The following is a 23,011-nucleotide window of genomic DNA, read 5'->3' as shown; positions in this document are numbered from 1 at the left end:
GTCGCGGTGCCGCTCTCGGGCGGCTGGTTGGAGGCGCCCCGCCAACCGCGTCGCGCGCCAAACCACTTCCAAGTCCTTTGTGGACCTAATCGTGTCCCATGTGGATAGCGCGCGTGGCGGGTCGCGAAAAGTGTTGCGGGATGGCACGATGACGGCGTGCTGGAGCGACTCGCTGACGTCGACTGGGCCCGCATCACCCACGCCTACGGGCCGGCCACCGACGTTCCCGACATGATCAGAGATCTCTGCGCCGCCGACCCCGACCAGCGGGAGAAGGCGCGCTGGCACCTTTACGGCACCATCTTCCACCAAGGCACGCGCTACGAGGCGACGGCACACGCGGTGCCGTTCCTGCTGGAGGTGCTCGCCGACCCGGAGGCGCCCGACAAGGGCGAGCTGGTGCTGCTGCTCACCGCGATCGCGATCGGCTACGACGCATACTGGCTGCCCGACGGCATCCCGATCGCCGAGCACCGCCGCACGGCCGAGGGCGGGGCGACGCTGCTCGCCGCCGCGCCACATCCGGGCGACGACGAGTTCGACGAGGAGGATGGCGACGCGGCCTACGTCGAGGCGCTCACCGCGCAGGAGCAGGAGAGCATGCTCGCCCACGTGGCGGTGGCCGCCCACGAGGCCGTGCGGCGGGGCGTGCCGCTCTTCCGCGCGCTGCTGGCCCACGACGACCCAGGAGTGCGCGCCGCCTCGGCGTACGCGCTGGGGTGGTTCCCGGAAGACGCGGAGGGCAGCATCCCCGCCCTCGCCGCGCTCGCCGCCCTTCATCCGTCCGATGAGGACGGTGCGCTGGCCGCGACCGCCGTCGTGTCGATGGGCCTGCTCGGCGCCGCGCCTCCCTTCGACGACCCGCGCCCGCTGGTGCGCTGGGCCACCGCGGTCGCCCAGGCACGCGTGCACGGCATGGCGGCGGGCCAGGAGGCGTTCGACGAGCTGCGCTTTTGGACGACCGAGGCCGGGCGCGACGAGCGGATCCCGTTCCTCGACGGCGACCTCGTGGGCTACGCGACGCTGGTCCTCGACCGCGGCTGAGCCGCCTGTGCGGTACTCGCGGTGTCGGCGCGATCCGATAGTCGTTCGTACGCGAAGAGGGCGACCGCCGTCCGCATTCAGGGCCTCCCCGCCGCCAGCCCGACCGGCGTGCCGGGCGGGGTGAGCACGCACCGGACCGCGGTGGCCAGCCGCCGCCGCTTGGGCACCACCGCCCGCCGTGCGAACACGTCGTGCCCGGCCCGCCGCACCTCGTCGAGGATGCCGCCGTACAGGTGGAAGGCGGCCCGGATGCACGCCTGCGAGGTGGGGGCGAGCATCGGCACGCCGGGTGCGGCGGCGGCGTAGTGCTCGCGGGCGCGCTTCACCTCGTACGCGATGAGAGCCTTGACTGCGGGCGAGGAGGCGCGGAGGTCGGCGGCCGCGCGGAGGTCGGCCCGGGTGACGCCGAAGAGGTCCAGGTCGGCCTTTGGCAGGTAGAGCCGGCCGCGGTCGAGGTCTTCGCCGACGTCGCGGATGAAGTTGGTGAGCTGGAAGGCGAGGCCGAGCTGGCGGGCCGGCTCGCGGGCGAGGGCCCGGTCGGCGGGCTCGAGGATCGGCAGCATCATCGTGCCGATCGCGGCGGCCGAACCCTCCATGTAGGACAGCAGGTCGTCGTAGCCGCCGTACTCACGGACCTCCAGGTCCATCGCCATGCTGGCGAGGAACGTGGCGAAGTCGGCCCGGTCCATGTCGAAGACGTCGATCGTGTGCAGCACGGCGGGGAGGAGGGGGTCGTCGACCCGCTCGCCGGCGAGCCCGGAGAGGAAGCGGTCGGACCACTCGCGCAGCCGGCGGGCGCGCTCGGCGGGGGAGGTGCCGTCGGCGCGGTCGACGATCTCGTCGGCGTATCGGGTGAATCCGTACAACGCGTGGACGTGTGGACGTTTCCCGGAAGGGAGGAGCCGGGTAGCCAGGTAGTAGCTGCGACCGTGCCGGCGGTGCAGGGCGCGGCACCGCGCGTACGCTGCGGCGAGTGCCGGATCCATGCCGCTCCTCTCGCTAAGCGTGGCCTCCGTGGTGGCAGTCTCGGCTGAGAGTAACCGATGCAACAAACGATGCAATGGTGACTCTACTGTACGTTACCCTGACGCCGTGGGGACGAGGGTCGCCGAGGAGGGGCTGAGTGCGGGCGAGGTGGCCCGGCGGCTCGGCGTCGCGGTGACGACGCTGCGCAGCTGGCACCGGCGATACGGGCTGGGCCCCGACCAGCACGAGGCGCACCACCACCGGCGGTACACCGGAGCCGACATCTCCCGCCTCGAGGTGATGTGCCGCCTGACCGGCGAGGGGATGCCGGCCGCCGAGGCCGCCCGCGCCGCGCTGGCCGTCCATCCGCTCGACGTGACCGACCGGCCCTCGGTGGTCCCCGGCACGCGGGCCGGCGGGGGCAACACGATCCCGGTCGGTGGCGCCGGCCCGGAGGCGCGCGGGCTGGCCCGCGCCGCGATGCGCCTCGACGCCGCCACGATGACCACCGTGATCACCCGGATGCTCGTCGAGCGCGGCGTGGTGCACACCTGGGACCACCTGCTCCGCCCGGTGCTCAGCGGCGTCGGCGACCGCCACGCGGCCACCGGCGCGCTGGTCGAGGTCGAGCACCTGCTCTCCCGCACCATCTCCGAGGCCCTCGCCGCGGTGCCCCGCCCGCCCGGCACGCCCGCCCCCGGCACGCTCCTGGCCTGCGCCGACGAGGAGCAGCACAGCCTCCCGGTGGAGGCCCTCGCCGCGGCGCTCGCCGAGCAGGGCCACCGCTCGCTGCTGCTCGGCGCCCGCGTCCCGCCGCCCGCGCTGGCCGCCGTGGTCGGCCGCCTCGGGCCGACCGTCGTGGTGCTCTGGTCGCACGCGCCGGTGACCGCACACCTCGACCAGCTCGGCGGCCTCCGGGCCACGCCGCTCGTCGTCGCCGCCGGTCCCGGCTGGCCCGCGGAGGGCCTGCCCCCGGCGGTCGCCCGCCCGGCCAGCCTCGCCGAGGCGCTCGACCTCGCGCTGCGGTGGCTACCCGAATCCGGCTAATCCGCCAAAAATGCGGGCACTGCATGACCTGCCCGATCATCCGCGAGCCGGTGAACTTCTGAAACCTGCCCGGGCACGGCCGCCGCGGGGCGGGACCGGCGACCCTCCCGGGGGGCTGATCCACGGGTCAGGACGGCCTTGACCGGTCGGGCGCGTACCCATAGATTTTAGTCACTGCGGGATCCGGGCATCCGTGCCGGTCGGCGCTGACCGGTGCCGTTCCGGCGGTCGGTGGTGCCCTCAGCGCACTCGCCGGCCTCCTCGCCCCAGGTCCACAAGGAGTGCCCGCATGTCCGCAACACCCCCCACGGAAGACGAGGAGCCCAACGCTCCGGCGCACCACCGCAAGGTGCTGCGCCTGGACCGCCACGGCCGCACGATGATCGCCGTCACGGTCGCCTGCGTGTGCCTGGCGGCGGCCACCCTCGTCGCCTCGGCCCTGGAGATCATCGGGCCGGCGCACAACGCGGGGGCGACCGCCGGCGCGGCGGTCCCGCCCTACCAGGACTCGGCGCAGCCGGTGCCGGCGCGGGTCGCCGACCTGCTCGGGCGGATGACGTTGGAAGACAAGCTCGGCCAGCTCACGCAGGTCGACCGGGCCGCGCTGACCAGCCCGCAGGACATCGCGGCGTACCGCATCGGTTCGATCCTCTCCGGGGGCGGCTCGGCGCCGGCGGACAACACACCGACCGGCTGGGCCGACATGTACGACGGGTTCCAGAGCGCGGCCCAGGCCACGCCGCTCGGGATTCCCATCATCTACGGCATCGACGCGGTGCACGGGCACAACAACGTGCGCGGTGCGACGATCTTCCCGCACAACATCGGCCTCGGCGCCACGCGCGACGCGGGGCTGGTGCGGGCGGTCGGGCGTGCCACCGCCGAGGAGGTGGCCGGCACCGGCATCGACTGGACGTTCGCGCCGTGCCTCTGCGTGGCCCGCAACGACCGGTGGGGGCGCACGTACGAGTCGTTCGGCGAGCAGGCCGAGATCCCCACCGCGATGACCTCGATCATCGGCGGCCTCCAGGGCGGCAACCTCGGCGAGCCCACGTCAATCCTCGCCACCGCCAAGCACTACGTCGGCGACGGCGGCACGACCGGCGGGCGCGACCAGGGCAACACCGAGATCTCCGAGGCCGAGCTCCGCGCGGTCCACCTGCCCCCGTTCCAGGCGGCCATCGCGCAGGGCGTCGGCTCGATCATGGTGTCTTTCAGCAGTTGGAACGGGCAGAAGCTGCACGGCCACCGCCAGCTTCTCACCGACATGCTCAAGGGCGAGCTGGGCTTCACCGGCATCGTGGTCTCCGACTGGGCCGGCATCGACCAGATCGACGGGCAGCGCGGCTTCACCGGCGCGGAGATCGCCACCGCCGTCAACGCCGGCATCGACATGGTGATGGTGCCGACCGACTACCGCCAGTTCCTTCAGTTGCTGCGCGACGAGGTCGACGCCGGCCGCATCCCGCTGGAGCGGATCGACGACGCCAACCGCCGCATCCTCACCAAGAAGTTCGAGCTGGGGCTCTTCGAGCGGCGCTTCACCGACCGCGCGCTCACGTCCACTGTGGGCAACCAGGCACACCGCGACCTGGCCCGCGACGCCGTACGCCGCTCGCAGGTGCTGCTCAAGAACCAGGGCGACGTGCTCCCGCTCGCCAAGGCCGGCGGCAAGATCTTCGTGGCCGGCAAGAGCGCCGACGACATCGGCCTCCAGTCCGGCGGCTGGACGATCTCGTGGCAGGGCTCGGCCGGCAACATCACGCCCGGCACCACGATCCTCCAGGGCATCCGCAACACGGTCGGCACGGGCGCCACGGTCACGTACAACCGGGAGGGCACCGGCATCGACTCCTCGTACCGCGCCGCGATCGCGGTGGTGGGGGAGACGCCGTACGCCGAGGGGCAGGGCGATCGCACCGGCGCGATGGGGCTGGACACCGCCGACCTCCAGGTGCTGTCGCGGCTGCGCGCGTCCGGCGTACCCGTGATCGTGGTCCTGGTCTCCGGACGCCCGCTGGACATCGCGGCCCAGGTGGACGGATGGGCCGCGCTCGTCGCCTCCTGGCTGCCCGGCACCGAGGGGCAGGGCGTGGCGGACGTGCTGTTCGGCGACTACAACCCGACCGGCAAGCTGCCGGTGACCTGGATGCGCAGCGCCTCCCAGCAGCCGATCAACGCGGGCGACGGCAAGCCGGCCCTCTTCGCGTACGGCTTCGGGCTCAGCTACCCCGGCGGCCCCACGACGCCGTCGCCGTCGCCGACCCGCACGCCGACCGCCGGCCCCACCACCGGTGGCCCCACCACGCCCCCGGTGGCGACGACCCGGCCGGTGCCCACCACGCCGACCACGCGGCCGCCGGCCACCACGGCCGCTCCGACCACGCCGACGGCGGGCGCGGCATCGTGCACGTTCCGGTACGCGGTGAGCAACCAGTGGCAGAACGGTTTCGTCGCCGAGGTGCGCGTCACCGCCGGCCCGGCACCGGTCAACGGCTGGACGGTGCGCTTCGGCTTCCCCGGCAACCAGGCGATCACCAACTCCTGGAACGCGACCGTCACGCAGAGCGGCAGCCAGGTCTCGGCGGTCAACCAGGGCTGGAACGCGAGCGTTCCGGCCGGCGGCAGCGTGACGTTCGGCTTCCAGGCGACGTACAGCGGAACGAACGCGGCGCCGACCTCCGCGACCGTCAACGGGACGGCGTGCGCCGCCGGATAGCGGGAGTGCGCGCGGGGGGCGCCGTCCGGACGGTGCCCCCGTGGCGTTTGGCGGACAGGGAGTGCGTTCGCCGGTGAGATTCTCCACCGAGTCTCGCATGTGGAATTGACCATGCGGGCACAGCAAGGAGAATCCATGACACGTAGAGGTCGGACGCGCCGTACCGCGCTGCGAGTGGCTCTCGCCGCGGCCGTCGCGCTCGGGTCACCACTCCTTCTCAGCTCACCGGGCACACCGGCGTCCGCCGCGCCCACGCCCAACGCCGTCGTCACCTGGGACGCCCTCGCCCAGGAGTCGATCTGGGACGTCGCACAGCAGGGTCCGCACGTGCAGGCCCGCAGCTTCTCGATCATCCACGGCGCCATCTACGACGCCGTCAACGCGATCGCGGGCAAGCCCTACCAGCCGTACCTCGGCGCCCCACCGGCGACGGGAAGCGAGTCGGTCGACGCGGCGGTGGCGACCGCGGCGTTCCGCACCCTGGTGTGGCTCTTCCCGGCACAGCAGGCGGCGATCCAGACCAAGTACGACAACTTCATGGCGGGGGTCCCCAACGGCACCGCCAAGATCCGGGGCGCCGCGATCGGGCAGTTGACCGCGGCCCGCATGATCACCGCCCGTACCAACGACGGGGCCTTCGGTTCGCGCGTGTGGCGGGAGGGGACCGCGCCCGGCCAGTGGCGGCGTACCGCGCCGAGCTTCGCCTCGGACGGTGGCTGGGTCATGGACGTCAAGCCGTTCCTGATCCCGGACGCGACGATGTTCACCACGTCCGGCCCGCCGGCCCTCACCAGCGCCCAGTACGCGCGGGACTTCAACGAGGTGAAGTCGATCGGCGCGGCGAACAGCACCACCCGTACCGCCGACCAGACCGACGCGGCGCGGTGGTGGCACGACCGCAAGCTCACCGAGTGGGAGATCAAGCGGCAGCTCGCGGTCAAGAACAACCTGACCAACCTCCAGGCGGCGCGGATGTTCGCCATGGTCGACATGACCGAGATGGACGCGCTCATCGCCTGCTACTACGAGAAGTACCGGTGGAGCTTCTGGCGCCCGATCACCGCGATCCCGGCGGCGGGCGGCGACGGCAACCCGGCGACGGCGCCCGACCCCAACTGGACGCCGCTGCTCGTCACGCCGCCGCACCCCGACTACACCTCCGGCCACGCCTGCTTCACCGCCGCGTCGATGGGCGCGATGGCGTACTTCTACGGCACCGACCGGATGTCGTTCAGCGCGACGAGTGCCGACACCGGGACGACCCGCCACTTCGACCGCTTCTCCGAGGCGGTCGCGGAGGTCATCGAGGCGCGCATCTGGGGCGGCATCCACACCCGAACGGCTGACGTGCAGGGCGCGATCATCGGCGCCCGGACGCTGGCGTACATGATCCCGAGGTACTTCAAACCGACCCGCTGACGCACGGCTCTCCAGTGGGCTGGACCGGGGCGACCGGTCCAGCCCACTGTCATACCGCCGCTCTACTCTCGACACCGCGCCACCGTCCATCGCCCCCGGGAGGCCCGGTGCGGATCGGCACCTACAACGTCGAAAACCTCTTCAACCGGGCCCGCGCCCTCGACCAGCGCACCTGGTCGGCCGGGCGCCCCGCGCTGGAGGCGTACGAGCAGATCTGCGCGCTGCTGGAGGAGCCGGAGTACACATCGGACATCCAGGCCGGCATCCTGCGGCTGCTGCGCAGGCTCGGCCTGCTGCACGGCGACACCGCGAGGTTCGCGCGGCTGCGGCAAAACCGAGGGCGGCTGCTGCGCCGCTCGCGCAAAGACGGCGTGCTGGTGGTGGCGAGGGGGCGCGGCGACTGGATCGGCTGGGTCGAGCTGACCACCGACCGGGTCGACGAGCAGGGCATGCTCAACACCGCCCGGGTCATCCACGACGTCGGCGCCGACATCCTCGGCGTGATCGAGGCGGAGAGCCGCACCGCGCTCAAGCGTTTCACCGACGCCGGGCTGCTGGTCGGCGGCGTGCCACGCTATCCGCAGGTGATGGTCGTCGACGGCAACGACGAGCGGGGGATCGACGTGGGCGTGCTGGCGACCGCCGCGTACCCCCTGGTCGGCCAGCGCAGCCACGTCGACGACACCGACGCCCGCGGCCGGATCTTCAGCCGCGACTGCCCGGAGTACCACTTCGCCACGCCGCGCGGCGGCCGCCTGGTCGTGCTGGTCAACCACCTCAAGAGCAAGGGGTACGGCGGAAAGCTCGCCTCCGACGCCACACGCCGGCGGCAGGCGGTCCGGGTCGCCGAGATCTACCGGGGCCTGGTGGCGGAGGGCGTCGCCGACGTGGCGGTGGTCGGCGACCTCAACGACACGCCGGAGAGCGAGCCGCTGGCCCCGCTGCTGCACGGCACCGACCTGCGTGACATCTCCACGCATCCAGGGTTCGACGACGGCGGGCGCCCCGGCACGTACGGGTACTGCACGTCGCGCAGCAAGATCGACTACGTGCTGCTGTCGCCGTCGCTGTGGGCGCGCACGACCGGTGGCGGCATCTTCCGCAAGGGCGTGTGGGGCGGCCGGCGCGGCGTGCTCTGGCCCATCTACGACACGATGACCAAGGCCGTGCACGCCGGCTCCGACCACGCCTGCATCTACGCCGACATCGACCTCTGACCGCGCCGACGCCCCGACGCCGGCTCGTCGCCCGGGAACGCGCGGGCTTTCCGGCCCGTGCGTGGGGGAGAAGTCGACCCGGTGGAGCCTGTTGCAGAATCGCCAAATTCGAGCGAGGCGAGGGTCGCCTTGACCCTCGCTGGCCGCCGTTCGGCGGCCAGCGACCGATACAGCGGTGTTCTTCTCGACACTCACTGTGATCGAGCAATTAAGCCGAGTGGCTTGGCCCAAACCGCCGCTCCCGCGGCCGCGCCCGGCGCTCCAGCGTGCGTCGCCGGGGTGCGACCGGCGGCACGTGACAGCAATATCGGGGACTATGCTGCCTCGTCCGCAGCGGGAGGCAGCAAAGACAGGGAAATTGTCGGGATCTTGGTGGTGTGCTCGCTTCGGTCTGTCCGCGCTAGGTGCTTTTCCGGCCTCCGGCCTTCCTGTGTCACTACCCCGGTATGGGAGGCCGCGATCAAGACGGCTGACGCCACAACTCGTCTTGATCCCGAATCTGCCACCACCGGCACCGGCGCGGCGGTTACTGGGGGTGATGTCGAGCGTGTCCGCCAACCCTGTGGCCGGCGGTCCGGGCGGGGGTTGTGAACGCGAACGGTGCGGCTGCGGAAGCGAGCAGGGAAAACCCATGCGCGTCCGAGGACCCGGCGGTTCCTGGCGCTCCGGGAGAATGTGCACGTCACGCGACGGGCGTCGCGGTAGCTCAAAGCGTGCCCGGACCAGGCGTCGTTCTCCGGCACCACCGCGCGCCGCCCCCGGCTCGAACGCGCACTGGTGAAACGCGGTCAGCCGGAGCGGCGGTGGGCCTCCAGCGCCTCGATCAGGCGGCCCATCAGCGTCGCGAGCTGCTCGCGGTCGTCGTCGGTCCAGCTCGCGAGGATCTGGCCGTACACGTCGACGCGGGCCGCGCGCACCGCCGCCATCCGCCGCAGCCCGGCGCCGGTCGGGGCGATGACCGTGCCGCGCCCGTCGCGCGGGTCGGCCTCGCGGACCACTAGGCCGTCGCGCTGCATCGCGGAGACCTGCCGGGTCACCGTCGAGCCGTCGAGGCCGAGCCGGTCGGCCAGCGCGGAGACGTTTTGCGGGCCGGCGTCGGCGAGGTGGCGCAGGATCACGTACGCCGCGCGGTCGAGCGCCCGGTGCGCGGCCACCGGAGTGGCCCGGCGCGTGGTCTCGCCGAGGCGAATGAGCAGTGCGATCTGCGTCTCGATCCGCTCCAGCGCGGACTCTCCTGCCTGCATGGCTGTATGATACAGCAAGATACCTGTAATATACAGCTAGTTTGAGGGAGGCGCGCGTGTCCCGGCGCGACGAACCAAACCGCAGGGCCATCTACGCCACCACGCTCGTGGCGTTTCTCGCGATCGCCGGCATCGCCGTGGTCGACCCGATCCTGCCCGCCATCGGCGAGGCGATCGGCGTCACGGCCTGGCAGGTCGAGCTGCTCTTCACGGCGTACATCGCGGTCATGGCCATCGGCATGATCCCGGCCGTGCTCGCGACCGGCCGGTTCGGGTTCAAGCCGGTGCTGGTCGCCGGCGTCGGGACCGTGGGCGTGGCGGCGATCCTCGCCTCGTTCAGCCACAACATCACGCAGCTCTCGGTGCTGCGCGGCGTGTGGGGGCTGGGCAACGCGCTCTTCTTCGCCACCGCGATGGTGGTGCTCGTCGCGCTCGCGGTCGACCGGGAGTGGGTCGTGGGCCTCTTCGAGACCGCGCTCGGCCTCGGCTTCGCCGTCGGCCCGCTGCTGGGCGGCCTGCTCGGCGAGGTGAGCTGGCGGCTGCCGTTCTTCGTCTGCGGGCTCTTCATGCTCGTGGCCCTCGCCGTCGCCGCCGGCGCCCTCCGCGAGCCGGCCACGAAACAGCCACCGGTACGGGTCGGCGCGATCGCCCGCGCCTACCGGAGGCCCGCGTTCGTGGCGCTCTGCGTGGTCACCGCGACGTACAACTTCGTCTTCTTCGTGATCCTCGGCTACACGCCGCTCTTCCTGCACATCGACGTGATCCCGCTGGGGCTGGCGTTCACCGGCTGGGGCCTTGGCCTCGCCGCCGGCATCCTGGTCGTCGGCCACCGGCTGGCGCACCGGATCGGCGCGGTCCAGACGGTCGGCGTGGCGCTGGCCGGGCTGCTGGTCTGCCTGGTGCTGCTGGCGACGTCGGGCGGGCTGGTGCAGTCGATCGTCGTACTCGTGGCCTCCGGGCTCTGCATGGGGCTCGCCAACGCCAACCTCACCGACCTCGCGCTCGCCCTCGGCGGGGGAGACCGGCGTGTGGCGACCGGTGCGTTCAACCTCGTGCGGTGGGGCGCCGCCGCGCCCGCGCCGATCATCGCCGGCAAGCTTGCCGAGCACTCGCTCGCGCTGCCGTACTGGGTCGCGACCGCGGTGCTCGTCGCCGGCGTGCTGGTCTTCCTCGGGTCCGCGCACGTGATGGCGGCCGGGCACGGCGAGCGCGTGCTGTGGCAGCGGTGGAACCGGCGCGCCCGCGAGGGCCAGCACACGCCCGAGGAGGCGGTCGGCGAGGCGTACTGACCGGCGCGTGCGGGCGGAGGCTAGGCGATCGGCAGGAACACCGGAGGTGTGAGCAACGCGCCGGCGATCGCGCCCACGGCGACCTGGGCGGGGCTGTGCGCGTCGAGCCGCACGCGCGACCAGGCGATCAGCGCGACGACCGCGAAGAACGGGACCATCCACCGCCCGAACGCGACCACCAGCATCTGCGCCGAAGCGGCCGCGGTGGCGGCGTGCACGCTGAGCTTCCAGACCTGGTTGACCGCGGTGACCACCACGCCGACGACGAGGATGACGGTCACCGCCGCGACCAGCGGCCGGGGCGCGCCGAGCCAGGCCAGCGCGGCCAGTCCGGCCAGGCACGACAGCAGCCCCAGCAGCAGGGGAGCGCGGCGCTGCTCGCGTACGCCGATGTGGTGGTCGGTGAGCTGGCCCCGGCGGACGGCGACCCCCACGATCGCGTACGGCACGGCGGCCGTGAACAGCACCGCCAGCAGGCCCCAGCCGACCCGGCCCCGCCACGAGTCCGCGCCATGCGACGCGAAGACCACCGCCATCGCCGCCGCCAGCACGGCCGGCGCGAAGACCTCGGTCACGGCCCGGGCGAACCGGTCGGTGCCGCCCCGGCCGGCGTTCGCTGCCGTCACGCTCGTACCTCCCGCCTCGCGGTGTGCGGTGCCCGCCGTGCCGGTGCCCGGGAGATCAGCGGCCTGGCGCTCGGTGGCTCGGCGCGATACGGCGAGGCTACCCAGCATCCCGGCCGGGGCGGCGGTCGCGGCGCGGATCCGCCGGCCCCGGACATCGCCGCGTGATGCTGTGGTAGCCATGGGATTGAGCGCCCCGGAGAGGAGGGCCGGTTGAGCCAGCCGTTGCCGCACCGCTGGCGGGCCCTCTGGGTCACCCTGGCCGCCGGGTTCATGACGCTGCTGGACGTGAGCATCGTGGCCGTGGCGCTCCCGTCGATGCAGCGCGAGCTGGGGGCGACGCCGGCCGCGGTGCAGTGGGTCGTCTCCGGGTACGCGCTCACCTTTGGGCTCACGCTCGTCGTGGCCGGGCGGCTCGGCGACGCGCTGGGGCGGCGGCGGATGTTCCTGTTCGCGCTGGCCGCGTTCGTCGTGTGCAGCGCGGCCGCCGGCGCCGCGCCGTCGATCGAGGTGCTGGTCATCGCGCGGCTGGCGCAGGGCGTGGCGGCGGGCAGCCTCGCCCCGCAGAACTCCGCGCTGATCCAGCAGATGTTCGGCGGCTCCGAGCGGGCCCGCGCGTTCGGCTTCTTCGGCGCCACCATCGGCGTCTCCACCGCCGTCGGCCCGGTCGTGGGCGGCCTCATCCTGTCGGTCACGAGCTGGAGCTGGATCTTCTACGTCAACGTCCCGATCGGCCTCGTCGCCCTCGTCCTCGCCGTCCGCCTCCTGCCCCGCTCGCCCCGCGGAGGCGGGGCCGGCCGCCAGCTCGACCCGCTCGGCATACTCCTGCTCGGCGGCGGCGTCCTGGCCGTGATGCTCCCGCTCATCCAGGCCGAGGCCGGGGGCCTGCGCAGGCTGTGGTGGCCGTTTCCGGCCGCCGCCGCGCTGCTCGCCCTCTTCGCGTGGTGGGAGACCCGCGCTCTCCGGCGCGGCCGCGAGCCCCTGCTCAACCCCCGCCTCCTGACCAGCACCCCCGGGTACGCCGGCGGCATCGCACTCGGCACCGTGTACTTCGTCGGCTTCAGTGGCATCTGGCTCGTGCTCGCCCTCTACTTCCAGGAAGGGCTGGGCTGGTCGCCGCTGCACTCGGGGCTGGCGGTCACCCCGTTCTCGGTAGGCTCCGCGTTCGCGGCCGTGGTCGCCGGCCGCCTGGTCGACCGCCTGGGCCGCCAGCTGACCGTGCTCGGCCTGGTGACGGTCGTGGCCGGCCTGGTCGCCACCGCGGTCGTCCTGCGCTACGCCCCGGCGGCCGCACTCGTGCCCGCCCTGCTCATCGGCGGCGTCGGCAGCGGCCTGGTCATCTCCCCGAACGTCACCATGACGCTCCGCAACGTCCCCGTCCAGATGGCCGGCGCGGCCGGCGGCGCGCTACAGACCGGCCAGCGGGTCGGCGCCGCCGTGGGCACCGCGCTCCTGCCCGGCCTCTACTACGTCGTGCTGGCCATGACGCGCGACAACACGGTGGCCGTGATGGTCGCCGTGACGGCCGCGGCCGTAGCGGTGGCGGCCGCCCTGGTGATCGCCGGCGCCGAGTGGCGTTCCGACCGCCGCCGCCCGGCCGGCGCGGGCACCGCCCATCCCGACCCCCACGCGCACGTGGCCTCGGGCTGATCGGCGGCTCAGCCGGCCGCCGCGACCCGCCGGCGGGCCTTCGCGAGCGCCTCCTCGGGGAGCGCGTCGGCGGCCAGGAGGCGGGGGAGCAGCTCCGGCTCGCGGGTCAGCGCCCGGAAGGCCAGCCCGATCGTCACGTCGTGGCCGGGCCGCTGGACCACCTCGATCGGGTCGCCGGCCCGGATCTCGCCGGTGCGGACCACGCGCAGGTACGCCCCCGGGGCCGCCCGCTCGGTGAAGCGCCGGACCCAGCCCTGCTCGGCCATCCAGTGCGCGAACGTGTTGCACGGGATCCGCGGCACCGAGACCTCCAGCACCACCTCGCCGCCGACCCGCCACCGCTCGCCGACCAGCGCGCCGGTCACGTCGAGCCCGTGCGTGGTGAGGTTTTCCCCGAAGACGCCGCCGGGCAGCTCGCGCCCGAGCTCGGCGGCCCAGGCGTCGAGGTCCTCCCGGGCGTACGCGTACACCGCCTGGTCGTCGCCGCCGTGGTGGCCGCCGTCGAGGATGCGGTCGCCGGCGACGCCGCTGCCCAGCCCGGTGCCCTTGGGTCCGGGCGCCCGCACCAGCACAGGCCCCTCCGCTGGCCGCTTGTCGATCCCCGTCACGCCGACCCGGGTCGCCGGGCTCGAACGGGGCACACCGAGGTTTACCGAGAGCAGGTCCGCCACGCGTCAACTCTATGCGGGCGCCGGCCGCGCCCGGGTCACCGCGACGTCGACAGCTCCGCGAGGCGCCCCTCCAGGAACTCCCGCTCGGCCTCGTTGTCGGCCAGGTCGAGCGCGGCTTTGTACTGGGCGGCCGCCTCCGCGTCGCGGCCCAGCCGGCGCAGCAGGTCGGCCTTGGTGGCGGGCAGGTACCGGTATCCGGCCAGCCGCTCGTCCGCCGCCAGCGCCTCGAGGTCGGCGAGGGCGGCCTCCGGTCCCCGTACCATCGACACCGCGATCACGCGGTTGAGCGCGACCACCGGTGACGGCCAGGCCCGCAGCAGCGCGTCGTAGAGGGTGACCACCTGCGGCCAGTCGGTCTCGGCGTAGGTCGGCGCGGTCGCGTGCAGCGCGGCGATCGCCGCCTGGAGCCCGAAGCGGCCGCCCCCCTCGCGCAGCGCCTCGACCACCAGGTGGTGGCCCTCCTCGATCGCCTCCCGGTCCCACAGCGCGCGGTCCTGCTCCTCCAGCCGCACCAGCCGCCCCTCCGCGTCGGTGCGGGCGGCCCGCCGCGCGTCGGTGACCAGCAGCAGCGCGAGCAGCCCCGCCACCTCGCGCTCGGCCGGCATCAGCGCGCGCAGCATGCGGGCCAGGTCGAGCGCGCGCGTGGCCAGGTCGGCCCGGGTCAGGCTGGCGCCGGTGGGGGCGGTGTGCGCGGTCGTGTACAGCAGGTGGATCACCGTCAGCGCCGCGTTCAGCCGCTCCGGCAGCTCAGCCGGCGACGGTACCCGGTAAGGGATGCTCGCCGCGGCGATCTTCTTCTTCGCGCGCGTGATCCGCGCGGCCATCGTCGGCTCCGACACCAGGAACGCGCCCGCGATGTCCGGCGTGGCCACCCCGCACACCAGGCGCAGCGTCAGGGCCACCTGCGCCTCGCGGGCCAGCGCCGGGTGGCAGCAGGTGAAGACCAGCCGCAGGCGGTCGTCGGGGATGCCGTCGCCGCCGGCGGGCTCGGCGTCCGCGCCGTCCCGTTCGACGAGCAAGGGCATCTTGGTACGAAACAGCTTGTCCCGCCGCAACACGTCCAGAGCCCGGTTTCGGGAGGCGGTGGTGAGCCAGGCACCGGGGTTGCGCGGCACGCCGTCCCGGGTCCAGGTGTCCAGCGCGGTCACGTACGCGTCCTGCACGCACTCCTCGGCCACGTCCAGGTCACGCGTGACCCGCACCGTCGCGGCGAGCACGAACGCCCACTCGCGGCGGTGCGCCTCGGCCACGGCCCGCTCGGCTGCCTCTCGACTCACACCGCACAATGTATGGCGTGCCGGCGCCCGATGATCTCACCGATGTCGAACAGGCCCTGTGGGACGGCTTCCCGACCGGCGCGCCGGTCGACGCGGCCGGCTCCCCCGTGCGGGCGGAGGTGGTCGCCGCGCTGCTCCGCGAGGAGGCGCCCGGCCAGGCCGCGGCCGTACACCTGCGCGGCGGGCGGCTCACCGGCCCGCTGCGGCTCGCGTTCGCCGAGGTGGCGCACCCGATGCTGTTCGAGGAGTGCGACTTCGACGAGGCGCCCGACCTGTACTGGGCCCGCCTCGCGCACACCAGCTTCGCCGGCTCGCGGATGCCCGGCTTCCACGCCTCCAACGTGCGGGTCGACGGGCACCTCCAGATGAGCCGGTGCACGGTGACCGACGGCGTACGCCTCCCCGGCGCGCAGATCTCCGGCGGCCTGCTCCTCGCGGACGCGGTGCTCCGCGGCACCTCCGACTGGGCCCTGTACGCCCGCCGCTCGGCCATCGGCGGTGACCTCGTGCTCACCGGCGCGCGGCTGACCGGCGGGCTGGCGCTCACCAACGCGCGGCTGGGCGGCACCGCCGACCTCGACCGGCTGCGGGTCACGGCGGCCGGCACCGAGCGCGCGATGGACGCCGACAACCTCGCCGTCGAGGCCGCCTTCTACTGCCGCCACGCGGAGATCGAGGGCGAGGTGACGTTGCGGCACGCCCGGATCGCGGCGGCGACGTCGTTCAGCCGCTCGACCGTCCGCAACCCCGGTGGCGTGGCGGTGCGGGTCAGCCGGGCGACGCTGGAGGGCGGGCTGTACCTGCACGACGGCTTCACCGCCGAGGGGCAGGTACGCGTGGTGAGCGCCCGGGTCGTACGCACGCTGCGGCTCGACGGGGCGCGGCTGAGCAACCCCGGACAGGTCGCGCTCTGCGCCGACTTCGCGACGATCGAGGGGATGCTCGACGGCCGGCGCGGGCTCACGGTCGAGGGGGAGACCAGCCTGCTCGACGCCACCGTCACCGGCCCGCTCCACCTCGAAGGCGCCCACCTGCGCAACCCCGGCGGCGCCGCGCTCACCGCACACGGCCTCGCCGTCGGCGCGCTGCTCCAGCTCTGCGACGGCTTCACCGCCGAGGGGCGGATACGCCTCGCCGGCGCCAAGGTGGGGAGCCGGATCTGCTTCGACGGCGCCACCGTACGCGCCCCCGGCGAGCGCGCTGTCTCCTGCTGGCGGGTCGAGACGGCCGAACTCGCCCTCCGCTGGGCGCGGGCGCCGGAGGGCTCGGTCGACCTGCGGTACGCCACGGTCGGCATCCTCCGCGACAGCCCCGCCACCTGGCCCGCCGCGCTCGACCTCGACGGCCTCCGCTACGACGTGCTGGAGCCGCCCGGCGACGCGACCGCCCGGCTGCCGTGGCTCTCCCGAGGGCCGGACGGCTTCCGGCCCCAGCCGTACGAGCAGCTCGCCGCGCTCTACCAGCGGCTCGGCGACGGCGCCCAGTCCCGCACGGTGCTGCTCGCCAAGCAACGCCGGCAGAGCGTGGTCGGCGCCTGGTACGCCCGCGCGTGGGGCCTGCTCCAGGACGTCACGGTCGGTTACGGCTACCGCCCCCTGCGCGCGGCGGCGTGGCTGCTGGCGCTGCTCGTCGTCGGTGCGGTGCTGCACCGCGGCCTCCAGCCGGTGCCGGCCAGCCGCGACCAGGCCACGACCTTCCAGCCGGTGGTCTACACGCTCGACCTGCTGCTGCCCATCGTCGACCTGGGGCAGGAGCGGGCCTTCCAGCCGCACGGCGGGCAGCAGTGGCTGGCGTACCTCCTGATCGCGGCCGGCTGGCTGCTCGCGACGACCATCGCCGCCGGCCTGACCCGCGCGCTGCGCCGTTCGTAGCCTTCAGCCGTGGCGGCCGGTCCGGCCCGCGCGCCGTGCTGTTCGTTAGCTTTCGGCGGCGCGCGCCGGTCCGGCCCGCGCGCCGCGCCGTTCGTAGCTTTCGGCGGACACGGGTGAAGGTGACATACCGGACCTTGCGCGGACGCGGCGCGGCGGCGGTGTAGAACCGTAGGGTGAGTTCTCCGTGGTGTGGCGCGTGCGACCCGCACACGCGCGCCGACGCGGAGGGCCAGCACTGCGTCGCCTGCCATCCGTCGGCCCTGCCCGTGGAGGACGCGCGGCGGTGGTGCGGCGAGTGCCACCGGCGCAGCCGGCTCACCGCCGACGGGCGGCGCTGCCAGCGGTGCAACCCGCTCGCCGGGCGCGACGACGACCCGTACCGCCGGCGCGCCTGGTGCGGGCGGTGTGACAAGCGCGACCGGATGGTGCGCGACGCCGACGGTGTGCGCAAGTGCCGCGCCTGCCATCCCCTCGGCCGCCCGCCCGCGCAGTGGCCGATGCACGACGTGCCGGACGGATACACCGAGCAGCTCATGGCCTGCGAGTGGCTCTGCTACGTCTCGCCGACGCTGCGCCGGGCCGGCAGTGACCGGCTGCGCGTGCTGCTCCAGATGTGGTTCGAGGCGGGATGGACGCCGCGCGACGTGCTGTACGCGCTCGACCACCTGCCCACCGGCGAGGGGCAGCCCGGCGAGATCCCGACCGCGTCCGCCGACCCGAAGACCACCGAGGCATACCTGAAGCGCCGGCTGCGTGGCTGGCTCGACACCGACGACTCCCCGCTGCCCCCGGTCAACCGCCAGATCGCCGACAACCGCCGCAAGGTGGTCGCGGCGCAGGAGGCGGCTCGGGAGGAGTGGCTGCGCCGGAGCAGCCTGGCGGTGCCCCCGGCGCTGTCCCGGGGCGCGGCGCTGGCCCGCCAGGTGGCCCGCGACGCGGCCGAGCGCAACCGGCGGCGGCGACGGGCGGCCGACGACCGGGAACTCCAGCGGCGCGGCGAGGAGCTGGCCGCCGGGCAGGAGGTCGCCGCGCACTGGCGTGACCTGCTGCTGCGCGAGGCGCTGCCGCACGCCGAGGAGCCGCCGCCGGGCGTGGTGCCGCCCAGCGAGGAGCCGCCGCCGGGCGTGGTGCCGCCCAGCCATGACGACCGCCTGCGGGCCGCGCTCTCCGCGCCGACCCAGATGATCAGCCTGCCCACGATCGGCGAGTCGCTGCGGGCCCGGCGCGCCGGCGGTGATGGCCAGCAGGAGCGCCGCCCCGGCCCGTCGCCCCGCCCGTACCGCCGCTGACCGCACGCCGGGTCAGCCCTGGCCGGGCAGCAGGCGGTAGCCCATGCCGGGCTCGGTGAGCAGATGCCGGGGGTGCGCCGGGTCGTCCTCGAGCTTGCGCCGCAGCTGGGCCATGTACTGCCGGAGGTAGTTGGTCTCCCGCGTGTACGTCGGCCCCCAGACCCGCTCCAGCAGCAGGCGCTGGCTGACCAGCTTGCCCGGATTGCCGGCCAGGATCTCGATCAGGTGCCACTCGGTCGGCGTGAGGCGTACCGGCGTGCCGTCCGCGGCCGTCACCACGCGGTCGGCGAGGTTGACCGTGTGCTGTCCGATCTGGACGGTGGGCGCGCCGGCCCCGGCACCGGCCGTGGCGGTGACCCGGCGGGTCGCGGCGCGGATGCGGGCGAGCAGCTCGTCCACGCCGAACGGCTTCGTCACGTAGTCGTCCGCCCCCGCGTCGAGCGCGGTCACCTTGTCGGTGCTGCCGGCCCGCCCGGAGAGCACGATGATCGGCGCCTGGGTCCAGCCGCGCAGCCCGCGGATCACCTCGACGCCCTCCATGTCGGGCAGCCCCAGGTCGAGCACGACCAGGTCGGGATGGCGGCTGGCGGCGGCGTGCAGCGCGCTCGCCCCGTCGGCGGCCGTGTCCACCTCGTACTCCCGGGCCCGCAGGTTGATCCGCAGCGCGCGTACGATCTGCGGCTCGTCGTCGACGACCAGGATTCGGATGGGCATGGCCACATCATGCCGCCGGCGGCGCGGGCGGCGGGGTACGCGGGGTCCAGCGGGTCACCACAGCCGCGACGATGGAGACCAGGTAGAGCTGGCCGGTGAGCGCCTCGGCCACGGCCACCGCCCGGGCGGCGTCCGACGCGGGCACGATGTCGCCGTAGCCGACGGTGGTCAGCGTGATCACGCTGAAGTAGAGGAACGCCGAGGCGTCGTCGACCCGGTCGATCCCGGTCAGGTACGGGCCGCCGAGGATCGCGGCGACCATCTGGTGGAGGCCGGAGAAGAGGAGCGCGAGCAGCAGGTACGTGGCGAGCGCCCCGGCCACCGCCTGCACGTCGATCCGCCGCCCGCGGACCACGGTGACGGCCACCGCCGCGATCGTCGCGCACACCAGCACCACCGTGGCGGCGCTGGTCAGGGCGGTCGCCAGGCGAACGCCGCCGGCGACCACCGCGGCCACGCTGAAGGCCACCGCCGCCACCGCGGCCGTGAGCGAGGCCCGGATCCAGCGCCGGTGCCCCGCCACGCGCGCGGCCAGCACCAGCGCCGCGCCGAGCACCAGGACCCGCAGCGGCGCGGCGGCGTCACTGCGACCCGCCGCGATGACCAGCACGTACAGCATCGTGATCGCGGCCAGCAGTGCGCCGAAATGAGGTGGCCGGGAGCGGTCCACCAGCACAGGTTACGAGCCCGGACGCCCCTCACGAGCGCGGCAGGCCAGAATGGGGGCATGCGACTCCCGATCATGCCGCCGGTCCCGCCGATGCTGGCCAAGGCGGTCAAGGGTCTGCCCGAGGGCGCGATGAGCTTCGAGCCGAAGTGGGACGGCTTCCGCTCGATCATCTTCCGCGACGGTGAGGAGGTGGAGATCGGCAGCCGCAACGAGAAGCCGATGACCCGCTACTTCCCGGAGCTCGTCGAGGCGGTGCTGGCCAACTTCCCGGAGCGCGCGGTCGTCGACGGCGAGATCATCCTGATCGGCGAGTCCGGCGACCGCCTCGACTTCGAGATGCTCCAGCAGCGGATCCATCCCGCCGCCAGCCGGGTCAAGATGCTCTCCGAGACCGTACCGGTGCGGTTCGTGGCCTTCGACCTGCTCGCACTCGGCGACACCGACTGGACCGGGCGCCCCTTCGCCGAGCGGCGGGCCGCGCTGGAGGAGGCGCTCGCCCCGGCCAAGGCGCCGATCCACATCACGCCGGTGACCACCGACCGCGAGGTGGCGCAGCGGTGGTTCCACCAGTTCGAGGGCGCGGGGCTCGACGGCGTGATCGCCAAGCCGCTCGACGTGGCGTACGAGCCGGACAAGCGGCTGATGTTCAAGGTCAAGCACGAGCGCACCGCGGACTGCGTGGTGGCCGGCTACCGGCCGCACAAGAGTGGCCCCGACCGCATCGGCTCGCTGCTGCTCGGCCTCTACAACGACGAGGGCGTGCTGGCGAGCGTCGGCGTGATCGGGGCGTTTCCGATGGCCCGGCGGGCGGAGCTGTTCGAGGAGATGCAGCCGCTGGTGACCACGTTCGACGACCATCCGTGGGCCTGGGCGCGCCAGGAGGAGGGGCACCGCACGCCGCGCAACTCCGAGGGCAGCCGGTGGGCCGCGGGCAAAGACCTGTCGTTCGTGCCGCTGCGGCCCGAGCGCGTGGTCGAGGTGCGGTACGACCACATGGAGGGCATCCGCTTCCGGCACACGGCGCAGTTTGTCCGGTGGCGCCCCGACCGCGACCCGCGCTCCTGCACGTACGAGCAGCTCGAAGAGCCGGTCAACTTCGACCTGGCCGACGTGCTGGGCACCGTCTCCTAGGGGATCTGGTCCAAATGGGATAGATCTGGGCTACCGCGATGTCCGTCGCGCTCCAGACCGTCGCTCCCGCGGCCGCACCGTCCGCGGTGCACAACCAGATCTGCCCTCGCCCCGCGGCACTGAGAGGGCAATTTCCGGGAAGCAGCCCTCTCGCGGGTCGCCCCGAGGGGTCGGGTCCGTCCATGGCGAAAAGTTGACCCGCTGGAGCCTGTTGCAAAATTGCTCGATCACAGTGAGTGTCGAGAAGAACACGGCTGTATCGGTCGCTGGCCGTCGAACGGCGGCCAGCGAGGGTTAGCGCGACCCTCAGTTCGCGCGAATCTGACGATTTTGCAACAGGCTCGCTGGGATCGAGAAATCGCCACGGACGCGCGGCGGCCGGAGCCGCGCGGACGCCCAGGTGTTTCCTGGAGAGACCGGGGCTTGAAACCGCGGAGGGTGAGGCTGCGGGAGCGACGGTCCGGACCACGACGAGCATCGCGGCAGCCCATGTCTGCCCCTTGGCACAGATCGGCCAGGGGCCGCCGCACGGGCCCGGACCCCGGGCCACCGGGACGGCTCAGGCGCGGGAGGAGCCCGTGCGGGCGGCGCGGCGCGTGGTCGAGGCGATGCGGGCCCGGGCGGGCACGTGCCGCTGGCGGGCGACCAGCACCGGGCAGTCGGCGTGCCGCAGCACCGCCTGGGTCACCGGGCCCAGCGGCGTCGGCCGGTCGCCCTGCGCGCCGACCACCACGAGCTGGGCGTCGGCGGAGGCGGCGATCAGCGCCTGTCCGGCCGGGCCCTCGACCCGGCGGTGCTCGACCCGCACGCCGTCGGCGACCACCTTCTCCACGCACTCGGCGTCTTCGGCGTGCACCACGACCAGCTCGGCACCTCGGCGGCGGGCCTCCTCGACGGCGGCCTCCAGCCCCACCGAGGCGTCCGGCGAGCCGTCCATGCCGACCACCACGGGGCCAGCGGCGGTGCCGGAGCCGCGGGCGCAGAGCACCGGCCCCACCGCACGCGCCGCCACCTGGAACGACACCGAGTCGGTCGGGTCGTTGGGGCCGGTCGGGTCGTCGCTGCCCAGGACGAGGACGGAGGCCCGGGCGGCGGTGCGCAGCAGCACCTCGATCGTGTCGCCGTCGACCACCTCGGGCGTGACGACAAGGCCGCGGTGCCGCTCCCGGGCCTGCGCGGCGGCGTCCACCACCGTGCGCTCGGCCAGCTCGCGCTCCTCGCCGCTGCCACCGGGCGGCAGCTCGAGCGGCCACACGAACGCGTGCACGACGTGGAGCGGCCGGCCGCTCTGTGCCGCCTCCGCGGCGGCCATCCGCACCGCGGGCGCGTCCGTCACCAGATCCTTGACACCAACCGCGACAGGTGCCTCTGTGCTTGCCATGGCCGCCACCTCCACGCTGAGGCTCGATCGCCGACTGAGGGTCATCCGGTGGATCCGGTGGCGTGAGGGTGCCACCAAGATCCACCGACCAAGTCCAGGGGGCCCAGTTTCTACCCCTCTATCAGCCCACCTAACCGCATGTGACGCCGCGACGACAGTCCTGGGGGCGGATCGGGACACATCCCACACTTCGGCCGAAGCCCGGGAGCCGATCAGGACAGGGAACATTGCTGTCGTATCTGGATAAATCGGCTAAAGCTTGCGTCACGTTCCATACCTCTTGATGCATACCATCGCGCCCCCGGGTGGCCCTGGCCTGCGCGGACGGTCGCGCGGTCCTATGTGGCCGGTGGGCTGCTGCTGGACGCGACCTCGGCGCCGGTCACCTTCCTGGTCGCCGGCGGCGCGGGCGCGGTGGTGACGCTGGCCGTGGCGGCGCGGCTGCCGGCGGTGCTCCGCGGGCGCGACCAGCCCGGGGCGGCGGCGGACCTTGGCGGCCGTGACCCGGCGGCGTCGGCCGCCCCCGGCGGCCGTGACCAGCCCGGGGCGGCGGACCTTGGCGGCGGTGAGGCGGCGGCTGAGCTTCGCGGGCGTGATCAGGCTGAGCTTCGCGGGCGTGATCAGGCTGAGGTTGGTGGGCGTGATCAGGCCGGGGCGGCCGAGCTTCGGGGCGTGACCTGGCGGTGGGCGCCGAGCCGGACAAAACGCCGCCTTCCGGCGCGTAGCCGCACCTGGCGGATATCGCAGGCCACTGCCTTGACAAGCGCTTTCCTGCATCCATAGCCTTCT

Annotated in this window: 19 protein-coding genes; 11 read left to right on the top strand and 8 right to left on the bottom strand. The window is 73.7% G+C overall.

What is annotated here, in order from left to right; all coding sequences use genetic code 11:
- Positions 1–156 precede the first annotated feature (156 nt).
- Positions 157–1,044, top strand: a complete 888-nt coding sequence (locus tag ACFFIA_RS07180; protein ID WP_377247346.1) for a HEAT repeat domain-containing protein — start codon at positions 157–159, stop codon at positions 1,042–1,044.
- A 77-nt stretch (positions 1,045–1,121) separates the two neighbouring features.
- Here ACFFIA_RS07180 and ACFFIA_RS07175 read toward each other — a convergent pair whose 3' ends face one another.
- Positions 1,122–2,030, bottom strand: a complete 909-nt coding sequence (locus tag ACFFIA_RS07175) for a phytoene/squalene synthase family protein (protein WP_377247343.1) — start codon at positions 2,028–2,030, stop codon at positions 1,122–1,124.
- A 106-nt stretch (positions 2,031–2,136) separates the two neighbouring features.
- Here ACFFIA_RS07175 and ACFFIA_RS07170 point away from each other — a divergent pair, with 106 nt between their 5' ends.
- The 4 genes from ACFFIA_RS07170 (at position 2,137) to ACFFIA_RS07155 (ending at position 8,412) form a co-directional block, all read left to right on the top strand.
- Positions 2,137–3,057, top strand: a complete 921-nt coding sequence (locus ACFFIA_RS07170; RefSeq protein WP_377247340.1) for a MerR family transcriptional regulator — start codon at positions 2,137–2,139, stop codon at positions 3,055–3,057.
- A gap of 289 nt (positions 3,058–3,346) precedes the next feature.
- Positions 3,347–5,776 carry a glycoside hydrolase family 3 N-terminal domain-containing protein gene (locus ACFFIA_RS07165; RefSeq protein WP_377247337.1) on the top strand — a complete coding sequence of 810 codons (2,430 nt, stop codon included), beginning with the start codon at positions 3,347–3,349 and terminating at the stop codon, positions 5,774–5,776.
- A 135-nt stretch (positions 5,777–5,911) separates the two neighbouring features.
- Positions 5,912–7,195 (top strand): vanadium-dependent haloperoxidase, encoded by a 1,284-nt coding sequence (locus ACFFIA_RS07160; protein WP_377247334.1) that lies wholly within the window; start codon positions 5,912–5,914, stop codon positions 7,193–7,195.
- A 107-nt stretch (positions 7,196–7,302) separates the two neighbouring features.
- The gene (locus tag ACFFIA_RS07155) at positions 7,303–8,412 is read left to right on the top strand and encodes an endonuclease/exonuclease/phosphatase family protein (protein ID WP_377247331.1); all 1,110 of its coding nucleotides are present in this window, start codon (positions 7,303–7,305) and stop codon (positions 8,410–8,412) included.
- A 788-nt stretch (positions 8,413–9,200) separates the two neighbouring features.
- Here ACFFIA_RS07155 and ACFFIA_RS07150 read toward each other — a convergent pair.
- Entirely contained in the window at positions 9,201–9,656 is a 456-nt protein-coding gene (locus ACFFIA_RS07150) for a MarR family winged helix-turn-helix transcriptional regulator (protein WP_377247328.1), read from the bottom strand.
- Positions 9,657–9,712: 56 nt separating this feature from the next.
- Between ACFFIA_RS07150 and ACFFIA_RS07145 the strand changes: the two genes are divergently transcribed.
- Positions 9,713–10,945: an MFS transporter gene (locus tag ACFFIA_RS07145; RefSeq protein ID WP_377247325.1), complete on the top strand. Its 1,233-nt coding sequence runs from the start codon at positions 9,713–9,715 to the stop codon at positions 10,943–10,945.
- A gap of 20 nt (positions 10,946–10,965) precedes the next feature.
- Here ACFFIA_RS07145 and ACFFIA_RS07140 read toward each other — a convergent pair whose 3' ends face one another.
- A complete protein-coding gene (locus ACFFIA_RS07140; RefSeq protein ID WP_377247322.1) occupies positions 10,966–11,571 on the bottom strand; it encodes a phosphatase PAP2 family protein in 606 nt (201 codons plus the stop codon).
- A 210-nt stretch (positions 11,572–11,781) separates the two neighbouring features.
- Between ACFFIA_RS07140 and ACFFIA_RS07135 the strand changes: the two genes are divergently transcribed.
- A complete protein-coding gene (locus tag ACFFIA_RS07135) occupies positions 11,782–13,218 on the top strand; it encodes an MFS transporter (RefSeq protein ID WP_377247319.1) in 1,437 nt (478 codons plus the stop codon).
- A gap of 8 nt (positions 13,219–13,226) precedes the next feature.
- On the opposite strand, the gene ACFFIA_RS07130 is transcribed toward ACFFIA_RS07135, so the two are convergent.
- Together ACFFIA_RS07130 and ACFFIA_RS07125 are read right to left on the bottom strand one after the other, a co-directional pair.
- Positions 13,227–13,889 (bottom strand): MOSC domain-containing protein, encoded by a 663-nt coding sequence (locus tag ACFFIA_RS07130; protein WP_377247316.1) that lies wholly within the window; start codon positions 13,887–13,889, stop codon positions 13,227–13,229.
- A gap of 35 nt (positions 13,890–13,924) precedes the next feature.
- Positions 13,925–15,106: an RNA polymerase sigma factor gene (locus tag ACFFIA_RS07125; RefSeq protein WP_377248283.1), complete on the bottom strand. Its 1,182-nt coding sequence runs from the start codon at positions 15,104–15,106 to the stop codon at positions 13,925–13,927.
- A 77-nt stretch (positions 15,107–15,183) separates the two neighbouring features.
- Here ACFFIA_RS07125 and ACFFIA_RS07120 point away from each other — a divergent pair, with 77 nt between their 5' ends.
- Positions 15,184–17,037 carry a hypothetical protein gene (locus ACFFIA_RS07120; RefSeq protein ID WP_377247313.1) on the top strand — a complete coding sequence of 618 codons (1,854 nt, stop codon included), beginning with the start codon at positions 15,184–15,186 and terminating at the stop codon, positions 17,035–17,037.
- A 173-nt stretch (positions 17,038–17,210) separates the two neighbouring features.
- Complete coding sequence (locus tag ACFFIA_RS07115; protein ID WP_377247310.1) at positions 17,211–18,326, top strand: cytochrome c3 family protein; 1,116 nt, start codon at positions 17,211–17,213, stop codon at positions 18,324–18,326.
- Positions 18,327–18,338: 12 nt separating this feature from the next.
- On the opposite strand, the gene ACFFIA_RS07110 is transcribed toward ACFFIA_RS07115, so the two are convergent.
- Positions 18,339–19,040, bottom strand: coding sequence for a response regulator (locus ACFFIA_RS07110; protein WP_377247307.1), 702 nt, complete (start codon positions 19,038–19,040; stop codon positions 18,339–18,341).
- 7 nt (positions 19,041–19,047) lie between these two features.
- Complete coding sequence (locus ACFFIA_RS07105) at positions 19,048–19,710, bottom strand: ion channel (RefSeq protein ID WP_377247304.1); 663 nt, start codon at positions 19,708–19,710, stop codon at positions 19,048–19,050.
- Positions 19,711–19,767: 57 nt separating this feature from the next.
- Between ACFFIA_RS07105 and ACFFIA_RS07100 the strand changes: the two genes are divergently transcribed.
- Complete coding sequence (locus tag ACFFIA_RS07100) at positions 19,768–20,841, top strand: ATP-dependent DNA ligase (protein ID WP_377247301.1); 1,074 nt, start codon at positions 19,768–19,770, stop codon at positions 20,839–20,841.
- A 559-nt stretch (positions 20,842–21,400) separates the two neighbouring features.
- Here ACFFIA_RS07100 and ACFFIA_RS07095 read toward each other — a convergent pair.
- Positions 21,401–22,222, bottom strand: a complete 822-nt coding sequence (locus tag ACFFIA_RS07095) for a universal stress protein (protein ID WP_377247298.1) — start codon at positions 22,220–22,222, stop codon at positions 21,401–21,403.
- Between the two features lie 342 nt (positions 22,223–22,564).
- Between ACFFIA_RS07095 and ACFFIA_RS07090 the strand changes: the two genes are divergently transcribed.
- Positions 22,565–23,005, top strand: coding sequence for a hypothetical protein (locus ACFFIA_RS07090; protein WP_377247295.1), 441 nt, complete (start codon positions 22,565–22,567; stop codon positions 23,003–23,005).
- The last annotated feature ends 6 nt before the right edge of the window (positions 23,006–23,011 follow it).

Source organism: Phytohabitans kaempferiae, from assembly GCF_042433955.1.
Lineage (GTDB): Bacteria > Actinomycetota > Actinomycetes > Mycobacteriales > Micromonosporaceae > Phytohabitans > Phytohabitans kaempferiae.
This window is presented reverse-complemented; position numbering and strand designations above follow the sequence as displayed.

Bases quoted from the DNA above. Each gene is read 5' to 3' on its own strand.
- ACFFIA_RS07175 (WP_377247343.1), bottom strand. From the start codon at position 2,030: ATGGATCCGGCACTCGCCGCAGCGTACGCGCGGTGCCGCGCCCTGCAC.
- ACFFIA_RS07165 (WP_377247337.1), top strand. From the start codon at position 3,347: ATGTCCGCAACACCCCCCACGGAAGACGAGGAGCCCAACGCTCCGGCG.
- ACFFIA_RS07160 (WP_377247334.1), top strand. From the start codon at position 5,912: ATGACACGTAGAGGTCGGACGCGCCGTACCGCGCTGCGAGTGGCTCTC.
- ACFFIA_RS07150 (WP_377247328.1), bottom strand. From the start codon at position 9,656: ATGCAGGCAGGAGAGTCCGCGCTGGAGCGGATCGAGACGCAGATCGCA.
- ACFFIA_RS07110 (WP_377247307.1), bottom strand. From the start codon at position 19,040: ATGCCCATCCGAATCCTGGTCGTCGACGACGAGCCGCAGATCGTACGC.
- ACFFIA_RS07100 (WP_377247301.1), top strand. From the start codon at position 19,768: ATGCGACTCCCGATCATGCCGCCGGTCCCGCCGATGCTGGCCAAGGCG.
- ACFFIA_RS07095 (WP_377247298.1), bottom strand. From the start codon at position 22,222: ATGGCAAGCACAGAGGCACCTGTCGCGGTTGGTGTCAAGGATCTGGTG.